At 67.9% G+C, this 14,975-nt stretch carries 14 protein-coding genes; 5 read left to right on the top strand and 9 right to left on the bottom strand.

Going from position 1 to position 14,975, the window contains the following annotated elements:
* Positions 1 to 25: 25 nt before the first annotated feature.
* The gene (locus tag RXV79_RS03460) at positions 26 to 1,300 is read left to right on the top strand and encodes a cation:proton antiporter (RefSeq protein WP_316702080.1); all 1,275 of its coding nucleotides are present in this window, start codon (positions 26 to 28) and stop codon (positions 1,298 to 1,300) included.
* Position 1,301: 1 nt separating this feature from the next.
* Positions 1,302 to 2,414 (top strand): YbdK family carboxylate-amine ligase, encoded by a 1,113-nt coding sequence (locus RXV79_RS03455; protein ID WP_316702079.1) that lies wholly within the window; start codon positions 1,302 to 1,304, stop codon positions 2,412 to 2,414.
* Positions 2,415 to 2,435: 21 nt separating this feature from the next.
* Here RXV79_RS03455 and RXV79_RS03450 read toward each other — a convergent pair whose 3' ends face one another.
* From RXV79_RS03450 to RXV79_RS03415, 8 genes are all read right to left on the bottom strand, one after another.
* Positions 2,436 to 3,746, bottom strand: coding sequence for an NAD(P)/FAD-dependent oxidoreductase (locus RXV79_RS03450; RefSeq protein WP_316702078.1), 1,311 nt, complete (start codon positions 3,744 to 3,746; stop codon positions 2,436 to 2,438).
* A 131-nt stretch (positions 3,747 to 3,877) separates the two neighbouring features.
* Positions 3,878 to 5,002, bottom strand: coding sequence for an ABC transporter permease (locus RXV79_RS03445; protein ID WP_316702077.1), 1,125 nt, complete (start codon positions 5,000 to 5,002; stop codon positions 3,878 to 3,880).
* Entirely contained in the window at positions 4,999 to 5,940 is a 942-nt protein-coding gene (locus tag RXV79_RS03440; RefSeq protein WP_316702076.1) for an ABC transporter ATP-binding protein, read from the bottom strand. The genes RXV79_RS03445 and RXV79_RS03440 overlap by 4 nt, the downstream gene beginning before the upstream one ends.
* Positions 5,937 to 6,890 (bottom strand): HlyD family secretion protein, encoded by a 954-nt coding sequence (locus RXV79_RS03435; protein ID WP_316702075.1) that lies wholly within the window; start codon positions 6,888 to 6,890, stop codon positions 5,937 to 5,939. Before RXV79_RS03435 ends, RXV79_RS03440 begins: the two co-directional genes overlap by 4 nt.
* A complete protein-coding gene (locus tag RXV79_RS03430; RefSeq protein WP_316702074.1) occupies positions 6,887 to 7,519 on the bottom strand; it encodes a TetR/AcrR family transcriptional regulator in 633 nt (210 codons plus the stop codon). The genes RXV79_RS03435 and RXV79_RS03430 overlap by 4 nt, the downstream gene beginning before the upstream one ends.
* A gap of 98 nt (positions 7,520 to 7,617) precedes the next feature.
* Positions 7,618 to 8,805, bottom strand: coding sequence for an acyl-CoA dehydrogenase (locus RXV79_RS03425; RefSeq protein ID WP_316702073.1), 1,188 nt, complete (start codon positions 8,803 to 8,805; stop codon positions 7,618 to 7,620).
* Between the two features lie 18 nt (positions 8,806 to 8,823).
* Positions 8,824 to 9,984 (bottom strand): acyl-CoA dehydrogenase family protein, encoded by a 1,161-nt coding sequence (locus RXV79_RS03420; protein WP_316702072.1) that lies wholly within the window; start codon positions 9,982 to 9,984, stop codon positions 8,824 to 8,826.
* Positions 9,985 to 9,993: 9 nt separating this feature from the next.
* On the bottom strand, positions 9,994 to 11,196 hold the full coding sequence (locus RXV79_RS03415) for an acyl-CoA dehydrogenase family protein (protein WP_316702071.1): 1,203 nt from the start codon (positions 11,194 to 11,196) through the stop codon (positions 9,994 to 9,996).
* Positions 11,197 to 11,481: 285 nt separating this feature from the next.
* Here RXV79_RS03415 and RXV79_RS03410 point away from each other — a divergent pair, with 285 nt between their 5' ends.
* Positions 11,482 to 12,303 (top strand): IclR family transcriptional regulator, encoded by an 822-nt coding sequence (locus tag RXV79_RS03410; RefSeq protein ID WP_316702070.1) that lies wholly within the window; start codon positions 11,482 to 11,484, stop codon positions 12,301 to 12,303.
* A 20-nt stretch (positions 12,304 to 12,323) separates the two neighbouring features.
* Here the strand turns inward: RXV79_RS03410 and RXV79_RS03405 are convergent, their stop codons facing one another.
* Positions 12,324 to 12,797 carry a response regulator gene (locus RXV79_RS03405; RefSeq protein WP_316702069.1) on the bottom strand — a complete coding sequence of 158 codons (474 nt, stop codon included), beginning with the start codon at positions 12,795 to 12,797 and terminating at the stop codon, positions 12,324 to 12,326.
* Positions 12,798 to 12,963: 166 nt separating this feature from the next.
* Between RXV79_RS03405 and RXV79_RS03400 the strand changes: the two genes are divergently transcribed.
* Entirely contained in the window at positions 12,964 to 13,647 is a 684-nt protein-coding gene (locus RXV79_RS03400) for a GntR family transcriptional regulator (RefSeq protein WP_316702068.1), read from the top strand.
* On the top strand, positions 13,640 to 14,941 hold the full coding sequence (locus tag RXV79_RS03395; protein WP_316702067.1) for a malonyl-CoA decarboxylase: 1,302 nt from the start codon (positions 13,640 to 13,642) through the stop codon (positions 14,939 to 14,941). Before RXV79_RS03400 ends, RXV79_RS03395 begins: the two co-directional genes overlap by 8 nt.
* Positions 14,942 to 14,975: the final 34 nt, after the last annotated feature.

The following is a 14,975-nucleotide window of genomic DNA, read 5'->3' as shown; positions in this document are numbered from 1 at the left end:
GGCGCCCTGCCTGCCACCCCTCCGCATGACTGCATTGGAAAGCTGGCTCTCAAGCTCACCCGGTTCTGCGGCCCCGTTGTGGACGCTGGAGGGCCTGCGCGGCGCCGACCCCGTGCTCGGCTTCGCCCTCGTGATGCTGGCCGCCGTGGCGCTCGCCGAGCTGCTGCACCGCAAGCTGCGCGCCCCGCGCATGCTGGGCCACATGATCACCGGGGCGCTCGCGAGCCCGCTCGCGCTGCGCCTGCTCGACCGCACCGACCTCGACCCGTGGAAGCCGATCATCGACCTCGCCATCGGCGTGCTCGTGTTCGAACTCGGCAGCCGCATCCGCCCGCGCTGGCTCCTCGACAACCCGTGGCTCGCCTTCACCTGCGTGCTCGAAGGCATGCTGGCCGGCCTGTGCGTGGCCGTCACGCTCGTGTGGCTGGATGCGCCCGTGCCCTCGGCCTGGCTGGCGGGCGCCGTGGCCATGTCGACTTCGCCGGTGATCACCCTCGTGCTGGTGCACGAGCTGCGCTCGCGCGGCCAGGTGACCGAGCGGCTGCTCATCACCACCGCCATCAACAGCGCACTCGCGATGCTGGCGCTGAAGGCCTGGAACGTCGTGGCCGCTGCCGGCAGCATCAACATCGGCAACGAGCTGCTGCCGGTGGTCACCGATGCGGTGGTGGTGATCGGCGGCTCCTTCCTGCTCGGGGTCTTCGCTGGCTGGCTGCTCGCCAAGCTGCACCAACCGCTGCGCGACGCCGCCGCCGCCCCGGTGCTGCAGATCGCGCTCGTGATCCTCGCGGCGATGGTCGCGGCGCAATGGAAACTGTCGCCGCTGCTCGCGCTGCTCATCGCCGGCATGGCGGCGCGTTCGAAGATGGGCCACATGCTGACGGTCGAGCCGCAACTCGGCTCGGCCGGCGCGGTGCTCACCGTGCTGCTCTTCATCGCGCTCGGCATGCTCTTCACCCTCGACGGCATGGCAACGCTCTGGCCCTGGGTCATCGCGATCCTCCTCGCCCGCGTGGTCGGCAAGGGCGTGGCGGTGGCGCTGCTCGCCCGCCTGAGCGCGCTGAGCTGGCGCCAGGCCGCCGCACTCACCCTCACGCTGCAGCCGATGAGCAGTCTTGCGGTGCTGCTCGCCGGCAACACCTTCGGCTGGGCCTCGCAGATGCCCGGCGTGGCCGGCGGCGTGCTGCAGGCGCTCCTGATCGCCACCACGGTGTCGCACCTCATCGGCCCGGTGCTCACCAAGTTCTCGCTCAAGTCGCTGGCCGACGAGTGCCCGCAGCCGGCCACGAAAGAACGCTGAGATGTCACTCGCCACCTTCACTCAATCCGAAGCGCTGACGCTCGGCGTCGAACTCGAGCTGCAGCTCGTCAGCATGTACGACCACGACCTCTCGCCGCAGGCCGACGACCTGCTGCGCGAGCTCGACAAACACCCCGGCGCGTGGGACGTGAAGCCCGAGATCACGCGCAGCATGATCGAGATCGGCACCTCCATCCAGCGCCAGCACGCCCCGCTCGTGGCCGAGCTCACCGACCTGCGCCAGCAGCTCTCGCGCGCGGCACGCAAGCTCAACATCGGCATCGCCGGTGGCGGCACGCACGCCTACCAGCACTGGAGCGAGCAGCAGATCTACCCGACCGAGCGCTTCCACTACATCAGCGAGCTGTACGGCTACCTCGCCAAGCAGTTCACCGTGTTCGGCCAGCATGTGCACGTGGGTTGCGAAGACGGCGACACCGCGCTGTGGCTGCTGCACGCCCTCTCGCGCTACGTGCCGCACTTCATCGCGCTCTCGGCCTCGTCGCCCTACGTGCAGGGCGTGGACACCGGCTTCGACTCGGCCCGCCTCAACTCCGTCTTCGCCTTCCCGCTCTCCGGCCGCGCGCCCTTCGTGCGCTCGTGGGACGAGTTCGGCCAGTACTTCGACAAGATGACGAGCACCGGCGTCGTGCAGTCGATGAAAGACTTCTACTGGGACATCCGCCCCAAGCCCGAGTACGGCACCATCGAGCTGCGCGTGTGCGACACGCCGCTCACCGTCGACAAGGCGGCGGCGCTCGCCTGCTACCTGCAGTGCATCTGCCGCTACCTGCGCGAAGAAAAGCCCTTCGAGCCCGCCGAAGACGACTATCTCGTCTACACCTTCAACCGCTTCCAGGCCTGCCGCTTCGGGCTCGACGGCGAGATCGTCGACCCCAAGACCAAGACACGCCAGAAGCTGCGCGACGACATCCTGCGCACGCTCGCGCGTGTGGACGAGCACGCGCTCGACCTTCAGGCGCTCGAGGCGAGCAACCTGATCCGAGAGACCCTCTTCGAAGGTAACGATGCGCAGTGGCTGCGCTCGCGGCGCAAGGGCGGCGTGCCGCTCTCGGCCGTGGTGGAAGACGCGACGAAGCGCTGGATGGCCTGACGGCTCGTTTGAGTCGGGACTTCAGTGGAGCTTGATGCGCGGCCGGTAGGTGCGGTCGAGCATTTCCGACAGCGTGATCAGTGCCGTCTTGCGCAGCCCACCCAGCGCCAGCTGGTGCTGCTTGTGCAGCGACCAGTACATCAGCTGCGCCAGGCGCCCTTCGATGAAGAGGCTGCCGCGCGTCAGGCTGCCCATCAGGCTGCCCACCGATGAATATTCCGACAGCGACACCAGCGAGCCCTGGTCGCGGAAGACGAAGGGCGTGACCGGCTCACCCTTCATCAGCTTGGGCAGCGCCTTCACCAGGTACATCGCCTGCTGATAGGCCGCCTGCGCGCGCGGTGGCACCCAGGTGCCGTCGGGCTGCTGGCAGGCGGCGCAGTCGCCGAAGGCGTAGATGTCGGCGTCCTGCGTGGTCTGCAGGTTGCCGTTGACCATGAGCTGGTTGAGCCGGTTGGTCTCGAGGGGCTTCTCGCCTCCGAGCGTCTTCAGGAAGTCGGCCGCCTTCACGCCCGCGGCCCACACGGTGAGCGTGGAGCGGATCACCTTGCCACTGGCCATCTTCACCGCATCGGCCGTCACTTCCACCACCTTCTCGTTGGTGTGCACCTCGACGGCGAGCTTGCGCAGCTCTCGCACCGCCGAGTCGCTCAGCCGCTCGGGCAGCTGCGACAGCAGGCGCGGCGCGGCCTCCACCAGCACGATCTGCAGGTCCTTCTCGGGGTGGATGTTGTCGAGGCCGAAATTGGCGAGCACACGCGCCGCCGCATGCAGCTCGGCCGCGAGTTCCACACCGGTGGCACCACCGCCCACGATGGTGACGGTGAGGCGCCCCATGCCCGGCACACGCGGCACGCTCTGCGCGCGGATGCACTCGTTGATGAGGCGGTTGTTGAAGCGCTTGGCGGCCTGCGGGCTGTCGAGCTTGATGGTGTGCTCGCCCGCGCCCAGCGTGCCGAAGTCGTTGGTCTGGCTGCCCACCGAGATCACCAGCGTGTCGTAGGCCAGCTCCTGGGCCGGCGTGATCTCCATGCCGGTCTCGTCGTAGCTGGCGGCGAGCTGGATGGTCTTGCGGGCGCGGTCGACACCCACGAGGCTGCCCAGGCGGAAGCGAAAGCAGTTCCAGCGCGCCTGCGCGAGGAACTCGATCTCTTCGGCGTGGGTGTCGTAGCTGCCGGCAGCCAACTGGTGCAGCAGCGGCTTCCACACATGGGTGCGCGCGGAGTCGACCAGCGTGATCTCAGCAAGTTTCTTGCGCCCGAGCCTCTTGCCGAGCTGTGTGGCGAGCGCGAGGCCTCCCGCCCCGCCACCCACGATCACGATCCGATGCATGCTTCTTGGAACCCTCGTTGGTGTGATTGTTTGTCGGTGGGTGCCGCACCTTCTGTGTACCAGGGCCCGCGGACAGCGCGCGGCATGATAACGGAAGCGAACGATCGTTCTTTTTCATCCAAATAGAGCGCTCAGTCCAGCGTCTGGCGGTAGCGCGTCAGCGCCACCGCGCCGGCCACCAGCATGAAGAGCGCAATCGGCCACAGCTCTGGCAGGATTTGTGCCGCACCGTTGCCCTTGAGCAGGATGCCGCGCACCACCCGCAGGAAGTGAGTGAGCGGCAAGGCTTCGCCGATGGCCTGTGCCCATCCGGGCATGCCGCGGAACGGGAACATGAAACCCGTCAGCAGCATGGAGGGCAGGAAGAAGAAGAAGGTGAGCTGCATCGCCTGCAGCTGGCTTTTCGCCAGGGTCGAGAAGGTAAAACCTACCGCCAGGTTGGCGGCGATGAAGAGCACCAATACCGCCGACAGCAGCCAGAGGCTGCCCACCATCGGCACGTCGAAGAGCAGCCGCGCCACCACCAGCACCACCGCCACTTGCACGTAGCCGATGAGGATGTAGGGCGCGATCTTGCCGAGCATCACCTCCAGCGGCGTGGCGGGGGTGGCGAGCAGGTTCTCCATCGTGCCGCGCTCGCGTTCGCGCGTCATCGCGAGCGAGGTCATCATCACCATCGTCATCGTGAGGATCACGCCGATGAGGCCGGGCACCACGTTGTACGCGGTCACGCCTTCGGGGTTGTAGCGGCGCTGGACGCGCAGGTCGAAGGGCGGCTCGGTGGCGCGCAGCGCGGCGTAGGGGCCGGTGAGGTCGCGAGCCAGGCTCTGGCGGCCGATCAGGGTGAGCGCCGCGATGGCATTGCCGGTGGCCGAGGGGTCGGTGGCGTCGGCCGCGAGCAGGAGCGCCGGGCGCTCGCCGCGCAGCATGCGGCGCGAGAAGTCGCTCGGCACCACGAGCGAGAACTGCACCGCACCGTTGGCCAGCAGCGCGTCGGCCTGCTGCACCGTGGCCGGCCGCTCGGTGACCTGGAAGTAGCCCGAGTTCTCCAGCCCCGCCACGAAGCTGCGCGTGTGCTCGCTGTGGTCCATCACCACCACGGCAAGTGGCAGGTGCTTGGGGTCACTGTTGATCGCGAAGCCGAAGAGGATGAGCTGCACGATGGGCACCGCCACCATCATCCCGAAGGTGAGCCGGTCGCGGCGCACCTGGCGCAGCTCCTTCAGCAGGATGGCCATGAGCCGGGCCCAGCTCATGGCGGGCTCGGCGCGAAGTTGTCTTGCGCCTGCTGCATCAGCGCGATGAACACGTCTTCGAGGCTGGGCTCGATGGGCGTGATGTGCAGGCTCTGGCCGAGCGACGCGAGCGGTGCAGTGGCGGCCTTCAGCGCCGCTTCGCTGTCGGCGCTCACATGCAGCGTGGCCCCGAACGGCGCCACGGTGCGGATGCCCGGCGCAGAGCGCAGCCGGTGCCCCACGTCGACCAGCCCTGCGCCGTGGATGGCCCAGGTGACCAGGCCGGCGCCCGCGATCACCTCGGCCACCGTGCCGCGCGTGAGCAATCGGCCGTAGGAGATGTAGGCCAGCTCATGGCAGCGCTCGGCCTCGTCCATGTAGTGCGTCGAGACGAGCACGGTGAGCCCTTGCGCGGCGAGCTCGTGGATCTGGTCCCAGAAATCGCGTCGAGCGGCCGGGTCGACACCGGCGGTGGGCTCGTCGAGCAGCAGCAGTTGCGGCGCGTGGATCAGGCAGGCGGCGAGCGCGAGGCGCTGCTTCCACCCACCCGAGAGCGAGCCGGCCAGCTGCTCGCGGCGTGTGGCCAGGCCCAGGCGCTCCAGCGTCTCGCCCACCTTGCGGCGGCGGTCGGCCACGCCGTAGACACGGGCAACGAAGTCGAGGTTCTCCTCGATGCTCAGGTCGTCATAGAGGCCGAAGCGCTGCGTCATGTAGCCGACCTCGCGCTTGATCTTGAGCGCCTCCTTGCGGATGTCATGACCGAGGCAGGTGCCCTCGCCCTCGTCGGGCGTGAGCAGGCCGCACAGCATGCGGATGGTGGTCGTCTTGCCGCTGCCGTTGGGCCCCAGAAAGCCGTAGATGCGGCCGCGTGGCACGCGCATGTCGAAGTGGTTCACGACCACCCGGTCGCCGAAGCGCTTGGTCAGCCCGCGCACATCGATGACCGCCGCTTCGTTCATTGACGCACTTCCAGCGGCTGGCCGGGGTGCAAGCGCCTGGCATCGTCTGCCGACGGCCGTGCCTCGACCATGAAGACGAGTGCCGCGCGGTTTTCCTTGCTGTAGATGAGCGGCGAGGTGAACTCGGCTTCGCGGGCGATGTAGCTCACCTTCGCCGTGATCGGCGCGGGGCAGCCGTCGCAATGCAGCGTGACGGCCTGCCCGAGCTGCAAGCGGCCGAGCACCGGCTCGGGCACGAAGAAGCGCGCCTTCACCTGCGACGGCGGCAGCAGCGTGAGCACGGGGCTGCCTTGTGGCACCCACTCGCCTTCGCGGTAGAGCACGTCGGTCACCTGGCCGGCGGCGGGCATGCGCTGCGTCTTCTGTTGCACGCGCCACTCGGCCTGTGCGAGCTGTGCCCGGGCGGCGAGCACTTCCTGCTGCGCGGCGCCGATCTCCTGCACGCGGCCCCCCTGGCCCGCCAGGCGGAGCTGCGCGTTGAGCTCGTTCACCCGCGCCTGGTCGCGCGCGACGGCGGCACGCGCCGCATCGAGACTCGCGGGCGAGGTGAAGTTCTGCGCCACCAGCTCGTTGGCGCGCGTCAGTTCACGGGTCGACAGGTTCAGCGCGGCCTGTGCCTGCGCCAGCTGCGCGCGCAGGGCAGCGATCTCGTCGGGGCGTTTGCCCGCCTGCAGGTTGCCGAGTTGCTGCTCGGCGCGCCGCAGCCGTGCCTGCGCTTCTTCGCGGGCCGCGCGTTCGCTGTCCTGTTCGAGCACGAAGGCCGGCGCACTCGCCGCCACCGCATCGCCACGCTGCACATGCAGCCGGGTCAAGGTGCCGCTGATGGGTGCGGCCAGCCGCACGCTCTCGCCTTCGACATACCCCGCGAATCCTGCGGGTGGCGCGGCGGTGCAGGCCGCGATGGCACCCACCGCAACACCGCTCGCCAGATGCTTGAAGAGCCAGATCATCGTGAACCTCCTCCTGCCGACAGGCCGCGCAAGGCCCAGTCGATGCGCCGTGCCACTGCGGCATCCGAGAGCACGTGCCGCTCGATCACGCCGGCCACCGCGTCGGGGGCCTGTGCCTGCACCGCGCCGCCCATCAACACCGGCGCGCCGACGGCGCCGAACAGGAAGGCCACCACCTCGGGCGGCGGCGCCTTGGCCATCAACCCTTCGCGCTGCGCCTGCGCGATGAGGCCCGCCACCACGGCCACGTGGCGCGGCAAATTGGCACGGAAGAACTCGAGCACCGCCACCTCGCCCGCCATCGCATCGGCCGCCATGCGCAGCAAGAGAGCTTGCCGCTCCCGGCCGAATCGCGCGAGCGTGGCCACCACCGCGCGCAGGTTGTCGAGCACTGGCCGCTTTGGGTCGACCTTCAGCGTGAGCGCCGAGAACATCTCTTCGTACACCCGCTGCAGCACGGCGCGGATGAAGGTGTCCTTGTTCTTGAAGTGATAGTGAAACATGCCGAGGTTGACCCCGGCGTGGTCGGCGAGCTTGCGCACCGACAGGCCGGCGCAACCGGTCTGCGGCAGGAGCTCGAGGCCGGCATCGAGCAGGGCCTGGTCGACGTTCTGGGAAGGGCGTGGCATGGCGATAACTATACGAACGTATAGTTATCTTTGTCAAACCCGGAGGGCACAAATAAAAAGCGGACCCGAAGGTCCGCTTTTTCAGGAGGGCGACGTGCTCAGTTCGCGAACGCGGCGATGCCCGTCTGCGCCCGGCCGAGGATCAGCGCGTGCACGTCGTGCGTGCCCTCGTAGGTGTTGACGACTTCGAGGTTGACGAGGTGGCGGGCCACACCGAACTCGTCGCTGATGCCGTTGCCGCCCATCATGTCGCGCGCCAGGCGGGCGATGTCGAGGCTCTTGCCGCAGGAGTTGCGCTTCATGATCGAGGTGATCTCGACCGCGGCCGTGCCCTCGTCCTTCATGCGGCCCAGGCGCAGGCAGCCTTGCAGGCCGAGCGTGATCTCGGTCTGCATGTCGGCGAGCTTCTTCTGGATCAGCTGGTTGGCGGCGAGCGGGCGGCCGAACTGCTTGCGGTCGAGCACGTACTGGCGTGCGCGGTGCCAACAGTCTTCGGCGGCGCCGAGCGCGCCCCAGGCGATGCCGTAGCGCGCGCTGTTCAGGCAGGTGAACGGGCCCTTGAGGCCACGCACTTCGGGGAAGGCGTTCTCTTCGGGGCAGAACACGTTGTCGAGCACGATCTCGCCGGTGATCGACGCGCGCAGGCCGACCTTGCCGTGCACGGCGGGTGCGCTCAAGCCCTTCCAGCCCTTCTCTAGCACGAAGCCGCGGATGGCGCCTTCATCGTCCTTGGCCCACACCACGAACACGTCGGCGATGGGGCTGTTGCTGATCCACATCTTGGCGCCAGTGAGGCTGTAGCCACCGGCCACTTTCTTGGCACGGGTGACCATGCTGCCGGGGTCGGAGCCGTGGTCAGGCTCGGTCAAGCCGAAGCACCCGATCCACTGGCCGCTCGCGAGCTTGGGCAGGTACTTCTGCTTGGTCGCTTCGTTGCCGAACTCGTTGATCGGCACCATCACGAGCGAGCTCTGCACGCTCATCATCGAGCGGTAGCCGGAGTCGACACGCTCGACCTCGCGGGCGATCAGGCCGTAGCACACGTAGTTGAGCGCGGCACCGCCGTACTGCTCGGGAATGGTCGGGCCCAAGAGGCCCAGCTCGCCCATCTCAGGGAAGATCGACGGGTCGGTCTTCTCGTGGCGGAACGCTTCGAGCACGCGCGGCGCGAGCTTGCCCTGGCAGTAGTCGCGCGCGGCGTCGCGGATCTGGCGCTCGTCGCTGGTGAGTTGTTGGTCGAGCAGCAGGGGGTCGTCCCACTGGAAGGCGGCTTTGGTGGTGGCCATGTGTGTCTCCGGAGGTGTTCAGGCGGCGAGCGGGATGTCGCGCTGGGTGAGCGCGGCAAACCGTTGAAGGTGGGTGTCAGTGTCCCCGAAGCTGAGTTCGATCGCCATCAACCGCTTGAAGAAGTGGCTGACGTTGAGCTCTTCGGTCATGCCCATGCCGCCGTGCAACTGCACCGCCTGCTGGCCGATGAAGCGGCAGGCGTTGCCGATCACGACCTTGGCGGCCGAGAGGGTCTTGCGGCGCTGGGTGTCGTCGGCCACGTTGCAGTGCATCGCGGCGAGATATGCCATCGAGCGTGACTGCTCCAGGTGCAGCAGCATGTCGGCGGTGCGGTGCTGCAGTGCCTGGAAGCGGCCGATGGGCTGGCCGAACTGCTGGCGGGTCTTCAAGTATTCGATGGTGGCGTTGACGGTCGCTTCCATCACGCCCAGCGCTTCGGCGCAGACGGCAGCGAGGCCGAGGTCGAGCGCACGGTCGATGGCGACGTTGGCGCTCACGGTGGGCGCCCCCAGCAGCGATGACGCGGGCACCTTCACGTCGGCCAGCACGACGTCGGCGGCCCGGCGCCCGTCGAGCGTCTTGAAGGGCTTGAGCGCGAGGCCCGATGCGTCTTTCGCCACACGGAACACGGCCACGCCCTCGGCATCGCCCGGCTGGCCGCTCACACGCGCCGAGACCAGCAGCTCGTCGGCAGCGGGTGCCAGCGACACCACGGCCTTGTGGCCGCTGAGCACGTAGCCATCCCCACTCTTCTTCGCGCTCGTCTCCACCCACACCGCCTGACCGCGGCCGGCCGCTTCGGTGTGCGCGAGCACGACGATGCGCTCGCCGCTGCCCATCGCCGGCAGCAGCTCGGCACGCTGCTCGGGCGAGCCGAAGTCGCGCACCAGCGCCGTGGCGATCACTGCGCTGTCGAGCAAGGGCTCGCACAACATCGCCGGGCCGGCCGATTGCATGGCGAGCAGCGCCTCGATCGGGCCATAGCCCAGGCCGCCGTCGGCCTCGGGGATGTTCATCGCCAGCACACCGAGATCGGCCAGGCCCTGCCAGACCTCGCGGCTCCAGCCGTCGGCGCTCTTGAGGATCTTGTGGCGGCGCTCGAAGCTGTAGTCGCCCTGCACGAAGCGGGCAATGGCGTCTTGCAGTTGCTGCTGCTCTTCGCTGAAGGAAAAGTCCATGGTTGCCTCTTACAGCCCCAGCAGCTGCTGGGAAATGATGTTCTTCTGGATCTCGTTGGAGCCGCCGAAGATCGAGAGCTTGCGCATGTTGCAGTAGTGCGCGCCCAGGCCAGCGGCGTAGCGCGGGCCGATGTCGCCCTCTTCGTCGCTCTCGGATTCGGCCTTGTACGGCAGCGCATACGGGCCGACGGCCGCGACGAGCAGCTCGGTGATGGCCTGTTGGATCTCGGTGCCCTTGATCTTGAGGATCGACGCGGCCGGGCCGGGCGCCTTCTCGTTGGCTTCGTCGGAAAGCACCCGCAGGTTGGTCATCTCCAGTGCCATCAGGTCGACCTCGATCTGCGCGATCTTGGCGGAGAAGAGCGAGTCTTCCAGCAAGGGCTTGCCGTTCTTCTTCTCGGTGGCGGCCACACGCTTCAGCCGCTCGATCTCGCGCTTGCTGATGCCGATGCCGGCGATGTTGCTGCGCTCATGGCCAAGCAGGAACTTGGCGTAGGTCCAGCCCTTGTTCTCTTCGCCGATCAGGTTCTCGGCAGGCACACGCACGTTCTCGAACCAGACCTCGTTGACCTCGTGCGCGCCATCGAGCGTGATGATGGGCCGCACGGTGATGCCAGGCGACTTCATGTCGATCAGCAGGAAGCTGATGCCGCGCTGCGCCTTGGCCTGCGGGTCGGTGCGCACCAGGCAGAAGATCCAGTCGGCGTGCTGGCCGAGGGTCGTCCAGGTCTTCTGGCCGTTGACGATGAAGTGGTCGCCGTCCTTGTCGAGGCCGCGCACCGCACGGGTCTTGAGCGACGCGAGGTCGGAGCCGGAGCCCGGCTCCGAGTACCCCTGGCACCACCACTTCCGTGCGCTGCTGATGTCGGGCAGGAAACGCTTCTGCTGCTCGGGCGACCCGAAGGCCATGATGACCGGCGCCACCATCTTGATGCCGAAGGGGATGAGCCGCGGCGCACCGGCCGACGCGCATTCCTCTTCGAAGATGTACTGCTGCACCGCGTTCCAGCCCGGGCCGCCGTGCTCCTTGGGCCAGCCGGGGCCACCCCAGCCGCGCTCGTGCAGGGTGCGCTGCCACATCACGTGGTCGTCGCGCGTGAGGCGCAGGCTGTTGACCACCTTGTGGCGCAGCGCGGCAGGCAGCTTCTCGCGCACGAAGGCGCGCACCTCCTCGCGGAAGGCTTGTTCTTCGGGGGTGAAGGTCAGGTCCATGCGGGCATCTCTCGATGGGAGGCAGCCAGCGACGTCGCTTGCGCAAGGCGTCACTTTGTGCTGCAATGCGGAACTTGATTCCGCAAGTAAAAACAGAGTCGGGATTGTTCATTCTCCCTGGCAGACTTGTCAACTTGCGGTCTTTCCCGAGGTAAAACGATTCACCACCCGGGTAGCGCCCCTCGGGACAGCCCCCAAGGCAGGGTGGACTGGGGAATCCCAGATGCTCCGATTTTCGGATTTGTGTTCCACTTTGGACGCTTTCCGCACGACGACTGACAGACCATGATGGACACACTCACCAAGAACGCCCGGGTCGAGCGCCCCCGCACCGCACCCAAGCCCAAGGAAGATCGCCATTTCGTGACGGCGCTGGCGCGCGGGCTGGAGGTGCTGGCCTGCTTCCGCTCGGGCGACAAGGCGCTGGGCAACCAGGAGATCGCCACCCGCTGCCGGCTGCCGAAGTCGACGGTGTCGCGGCTCACCTCCACGCTCACCAAGCTCGGCTACCTGATCCAGGTCGAAGAAAGCGGCAAGTACCGCCTGGGCACGGCCACGCTGTCGCTCGGCAGCGCGATGCTGGCGCGGCTCGACGTGCGGCAGATCGCCCGGCCCATGATGCAGGAGCTGGCCGATGCCACGCGCTCGATGGTGTCGCTCGGCACGCGCGACCGGCTGTCGATGATCTACGTGGAGAACTGCCGCAGCTCTGCCGCGCTCACGCTCAGCCTCGACGTGGGCTCGCGCATCCCGGTTGCCACCTCGGCCATCGGGCGCGCCTGGCTCGCCGCCATTCCCGAGCGCGAGCGCCAGGACTTCATGGAACGGGTGCAGGAACTGGACGAGGTGGCCTGGCCCGACATCCGCGACGGCATCGCCCGCGCGATGGACGAATACGCCACCCTGGGCGTCACCTGTTCCTTCGGCGACTGGCAGAAAGACGTGAACGGCATCGCCCGTGCCTTCCAGCCGGGCGGCGGGCTGCCGCCGATGGCCATCAATTGCGGTGGGCCGTCGTTCAACCTGTCGAAGGACTTCCTGTTGAACGAGGTGCGGCCGCGCCTGATCGACATGGTGACGCGGCTCGAGACCTCGCTGCTGCGCTGAGGCAGCGCCTCGTCAGCTCTTCAATAGCGTGACGCGCTGCCGCCCTGCGAGGCGCCGTTGCGCCGCGCGCCGGTGGCCGCGTCGATGCCGGCCGCCGCGGCCAGCCCGCGGCGCACGCCCTTCTCGAGCTGCGTCGCGCTGATCGGCTTCACCCAGTACTCGTAGGCGCCCAGGCTCATGGCCTTGAGGATGTCCATCGACAGGTGGTCGGCCGTCAGCAGCGCCACCTTCAGGCCCTGCGAGATCTCGACGTTGAGCGCCCGCACCACCTCCAGACCGCCGGTGTCGGGCAGGTGCATGTCGAGCAAGACCAGCTGCGGGTGCTCGCTGCGCACCTTCTCGACGCCTTCGGCGCCGGTGGCCGCGCGGATCAGTTGCACCCCGGGCAGCGTGGCCGCGAGCTGTGCCTGGACCAGCAGGAAGTTCAGATCCTGGTCTTCGATGTAGAGGACGGTGCCCTGGGGATCAGGGCCGGTCACGCGCGCGTCGTCCATGTGAAGCCGTTCTTTTGTTGCAGTGCACCAAGCATAGGACTCACAAGGAAGAGCACAAGCCCAACTGACGCTGAAGGAGGGTTTTGAGGGTTCGGCTCGTTGTAATTATTAATTTCTAGGCGTAGATTGCTCGGCACCACCTCTTTCACCCAGCCAGGCAACCCCCATGGTCGATGTCACTCCGCTGCGCCGGCTATCACTTCATGAAGAAGTAGCCACTCGCCTTCGCCACATGGTGTTCGAGCGGCAGCTGGCGCCGGGCGACTGGATCGATGAACTGGCGTTGGCCCAGCAGTGGCAGATCAGCCGCACGCCGCTGCGCGAAGCGCTGAAGGTCCTGGCCGCCGAAGGCCTGGTCGAGCTGGTGCCCCGGCAAGGTTGCCGCGTGACACAGATGTCGGAAGACGATGCCGACGAGCTCTTCCCGGTGATGGCGCTGCTGGAAGGCCGGTGCGCCTTCGAGGCGGTGCGCAAGGCCACGCCGGCCGGCATCGCCCGGCTGCGCCAGCTGCACGAGGCGCTGGAGCGCCACGCCGCCGCGCACGACATCGACGGCTACTACCGGGCCAACCACGATTTCCACAGCACGGTGCAGGCCCTGGCCGACAACCGCTGGCTCGACCGCGCGACCAACGAGCTGCGCACGTTCCTGCGCCTCCTGCGCGGCCGGCAGCTCAACTGGCCGGGCCGCATCGAGGACTCGATCAACGAACACCGGGTGCTGATGGCCGCCTTCGAGCAGCGCGATGCCGCACGCGCCGAACGCCTGATGCATGACCACCTGATGGCGCAACTCAGCGCACTGAAGGCCCTGCGCGCCCATGAAGAAGAGGCGAAGCACCATGCTTGAAGAACTGAAGACCGCCGCCCGCCGCGCCAGCGACGGCCGCCAGCTGCGCAGCCTGCTGCTCGACTGCCACCGCCTGCTCTCCGAGCGCGGCGAAGCCAACAGCGTGGCCATCGCGCGCCAGCTCGTCTCGCGCTTCAGCGCCCTGCCCGAAGAGCAGCAGGCCGGCTTCTTCGACAAGCTCTCCACCGACTTCAGCCCCGACCCGCAGGCCGTGCTCAGCGTGGCGCAGGCCTACGCGCAGGAGCCCACGCCGGAGAACCTGATCCGCCTGACGCGCCTGGCCGAGCCGCCGCGGCAGGAGCTGCTCCGCCGCATCAACCGCACGCCGGGCGGCACGGCGCAGATCGTCGCGATGCGGCGCAAGCTCTTGTCTCGCCTGCCCGCACAACCGGGCTTGAGCGCGCTGGAGAGCGACTTCCACCACCTGCTCTCCTCGTGGTTCAACCCCGGCTTCCTGCAGATGCAGCAGGTCGACTGGCGCTCGCCGGCCGAGTTGCTGGAGCAGATCATCCGCCACGAGGCCGTACACGAGATCGACGGCTGGGACGACCTGCGTCGCCGCCTGCAGCCCGACCGGCGCTGCTTCGCGTTCTTCCACCCGCAGTTGCCCAACGAGCCGCTCATCTTCGTGGAGGTGGCGCTGGTGCCCGAGATGCCCGATGCGATCGCGCCGCTCATCGACAAACGCGCGCAGCCGCTGCCACCGAGCGACTTCAAGGTCGCCGCCTTCTACTCGATCAGCAACTGCCAGCCGGGCCTGCGCGGCGTGTCGCTCGGCAACTTCCTCATCAAGCGGGTGGCCGAGCAGCTGCACCGCGAGCTGCCGCAGATCCGCCGCTTCTGCACGCTCTCGCCCATTCCCGGCTTTGCGAAATGGCTGCAGGCCGGCACACCGCCGCCCGAAGGCCTGAAACGCGGCGTGGCCGAGCGCTTGGCCGACGCTCGCGAGCTGCTGCTCGAGGCGACCGGCGGCGACCTGTCGACGCTCGCCAACGCCGCCAAGCTGCAAGCACTCGACGAGCCCGCACGCGATGCGCTGTCGCGGCTGTGCGCCTCCTACCTCGTGCACCACGCGCCCACGCCGCACGGCGATTCGGTGGCGCGCTTCCACCTCGACAACGGCGCACGCCTGGAGCGGCTCAACCCTTTGGGCGACATGTCGCGCAAGGGCCTGAAGCAATCCTTCGGCATGATGGTCAACTACCTCTACGACCTTCAGAAGATCGAAGCCAGCCACGAGCAGTTCGTGCACGGCGAGGTGGCGCACTCGCGCGCCGTCGCCGCCCTGATCTGATCTCTATCTCTCGCCCACAACCACACATCGGAGA

This window comes from Piscinibacter gummiphilus (genome assembly GCF_032681285.1).
GTDB classification, from domain to species: Bacteria; Pseudomonadota; Gammaproteobacteria; order Burkholderiales; family Burkholderiaceae_C; genus Rhizobacter; species Rhizobacter gummiphilus_A.
This window is presented reverse-complemented; position numbering and strand designations above follow the sequence as displayed.

Bases quoted from the DNA above. Each gene is read 5' to 3' on its own strand.
- RXV79_RS03415 (WP_316702071.1), bottom strand. From the start codon at position 11,196: ATGGACCTGACCTTCACCCCCGAAGAACAAGCCTTCCGCGAGGAGGTG.
- RXV79_RS03440 (WP_316702076.1), bottom strand. From the start codon at position 5,940: ATGAACGAAGCGGCGGTCATCGATGTGCGCGGGCTGACCAAGCGCTTC.
- RXV79_RS03410 (WP_316702070.1), top strand. From the start codon at position 11,482: ATGATGGACACACTCACCAAGAACGCCCGGGTCGAGCGCCCCCGCACC.
- RXV79_RS03460 (WP_316702080.1), top strand. From the start codon at position 26: ATGACTGCATTGGAAAGCTGGCTCTCAAGCTCACCCGGTTCTGCGGCC.
- RXV79_RS03420 (WP_316702072.1), bottom strand. From the start codon at position 9,984: ATGGACTTTTCCTTCAGCGAAGAGCAGCAGCAACTGCAAGACGCCATT.
- RXV79_RS03445 (WP_316702077.1), bottom strand. From the start codon at position 5,002: ATGAGCTGGGCCCGGCTCATGGCCATCCTGCTGAAGGAGCTGCGCCAG.
- RXV79_RS03395 (WP_316702067.1), top strand. From the start codon at position 13,640: ATGCTTGAAGAACTGAAGACCGCCGCCCGCCGCGCCAGCGACGGCCGC.
- RXV79_RS03450 (WP_316702078.1), bottom strand. From the start codon at position 3,746: ATGCATCGGATCGTGATCGTGGGTGGCGGGGCGGGAGGCCTCGCGCTC.
- RXV79_RS03400 (WP_316702068.1), top strand. From the start codon at position 12,964: ATGGTCGATGTCACTCCGCTGCGCCGGCTATCACTTCATGAAGAAGTA.
- RXV79_RS03405 (WP_316702069.1), bottom strand. From the start codon at position 12,797: ATGGACGACGCGCGCGTGACCGGCCCTGATCCCCAGGGCACCGTCCTC.
- RXV79_RS03455 (WP_316702079.1), top strand. From the start codon at position 1,302: ATGTCACTCGCCACCTTCACTCAATCCGAAGCGCTGACGCTCGGCGTC.
- RXV79_RS03425 (WP_316702073.1), bottom strand. From the start codon at position 8,805: ATGGCCACCACCAAAGCCGCCTTCCAGTGGGACGACCCCCTGCTGCTC.
- RXV79_RS03430 (WP_316702074.1), bottom strand. From the start codon at position 7,519: ATGCCACGCCCTTCCCAGAACGTCGACCAGGCCCTGCTCGATGCCGGC.
- RXV79_RS03435 (WP_316702075.1), bottom strand. From the start codon at position 6,890: ATGATCTGGCTCTTCAAGCATCTGGCGAGCGGTGTTGCGGTGGGTGCC.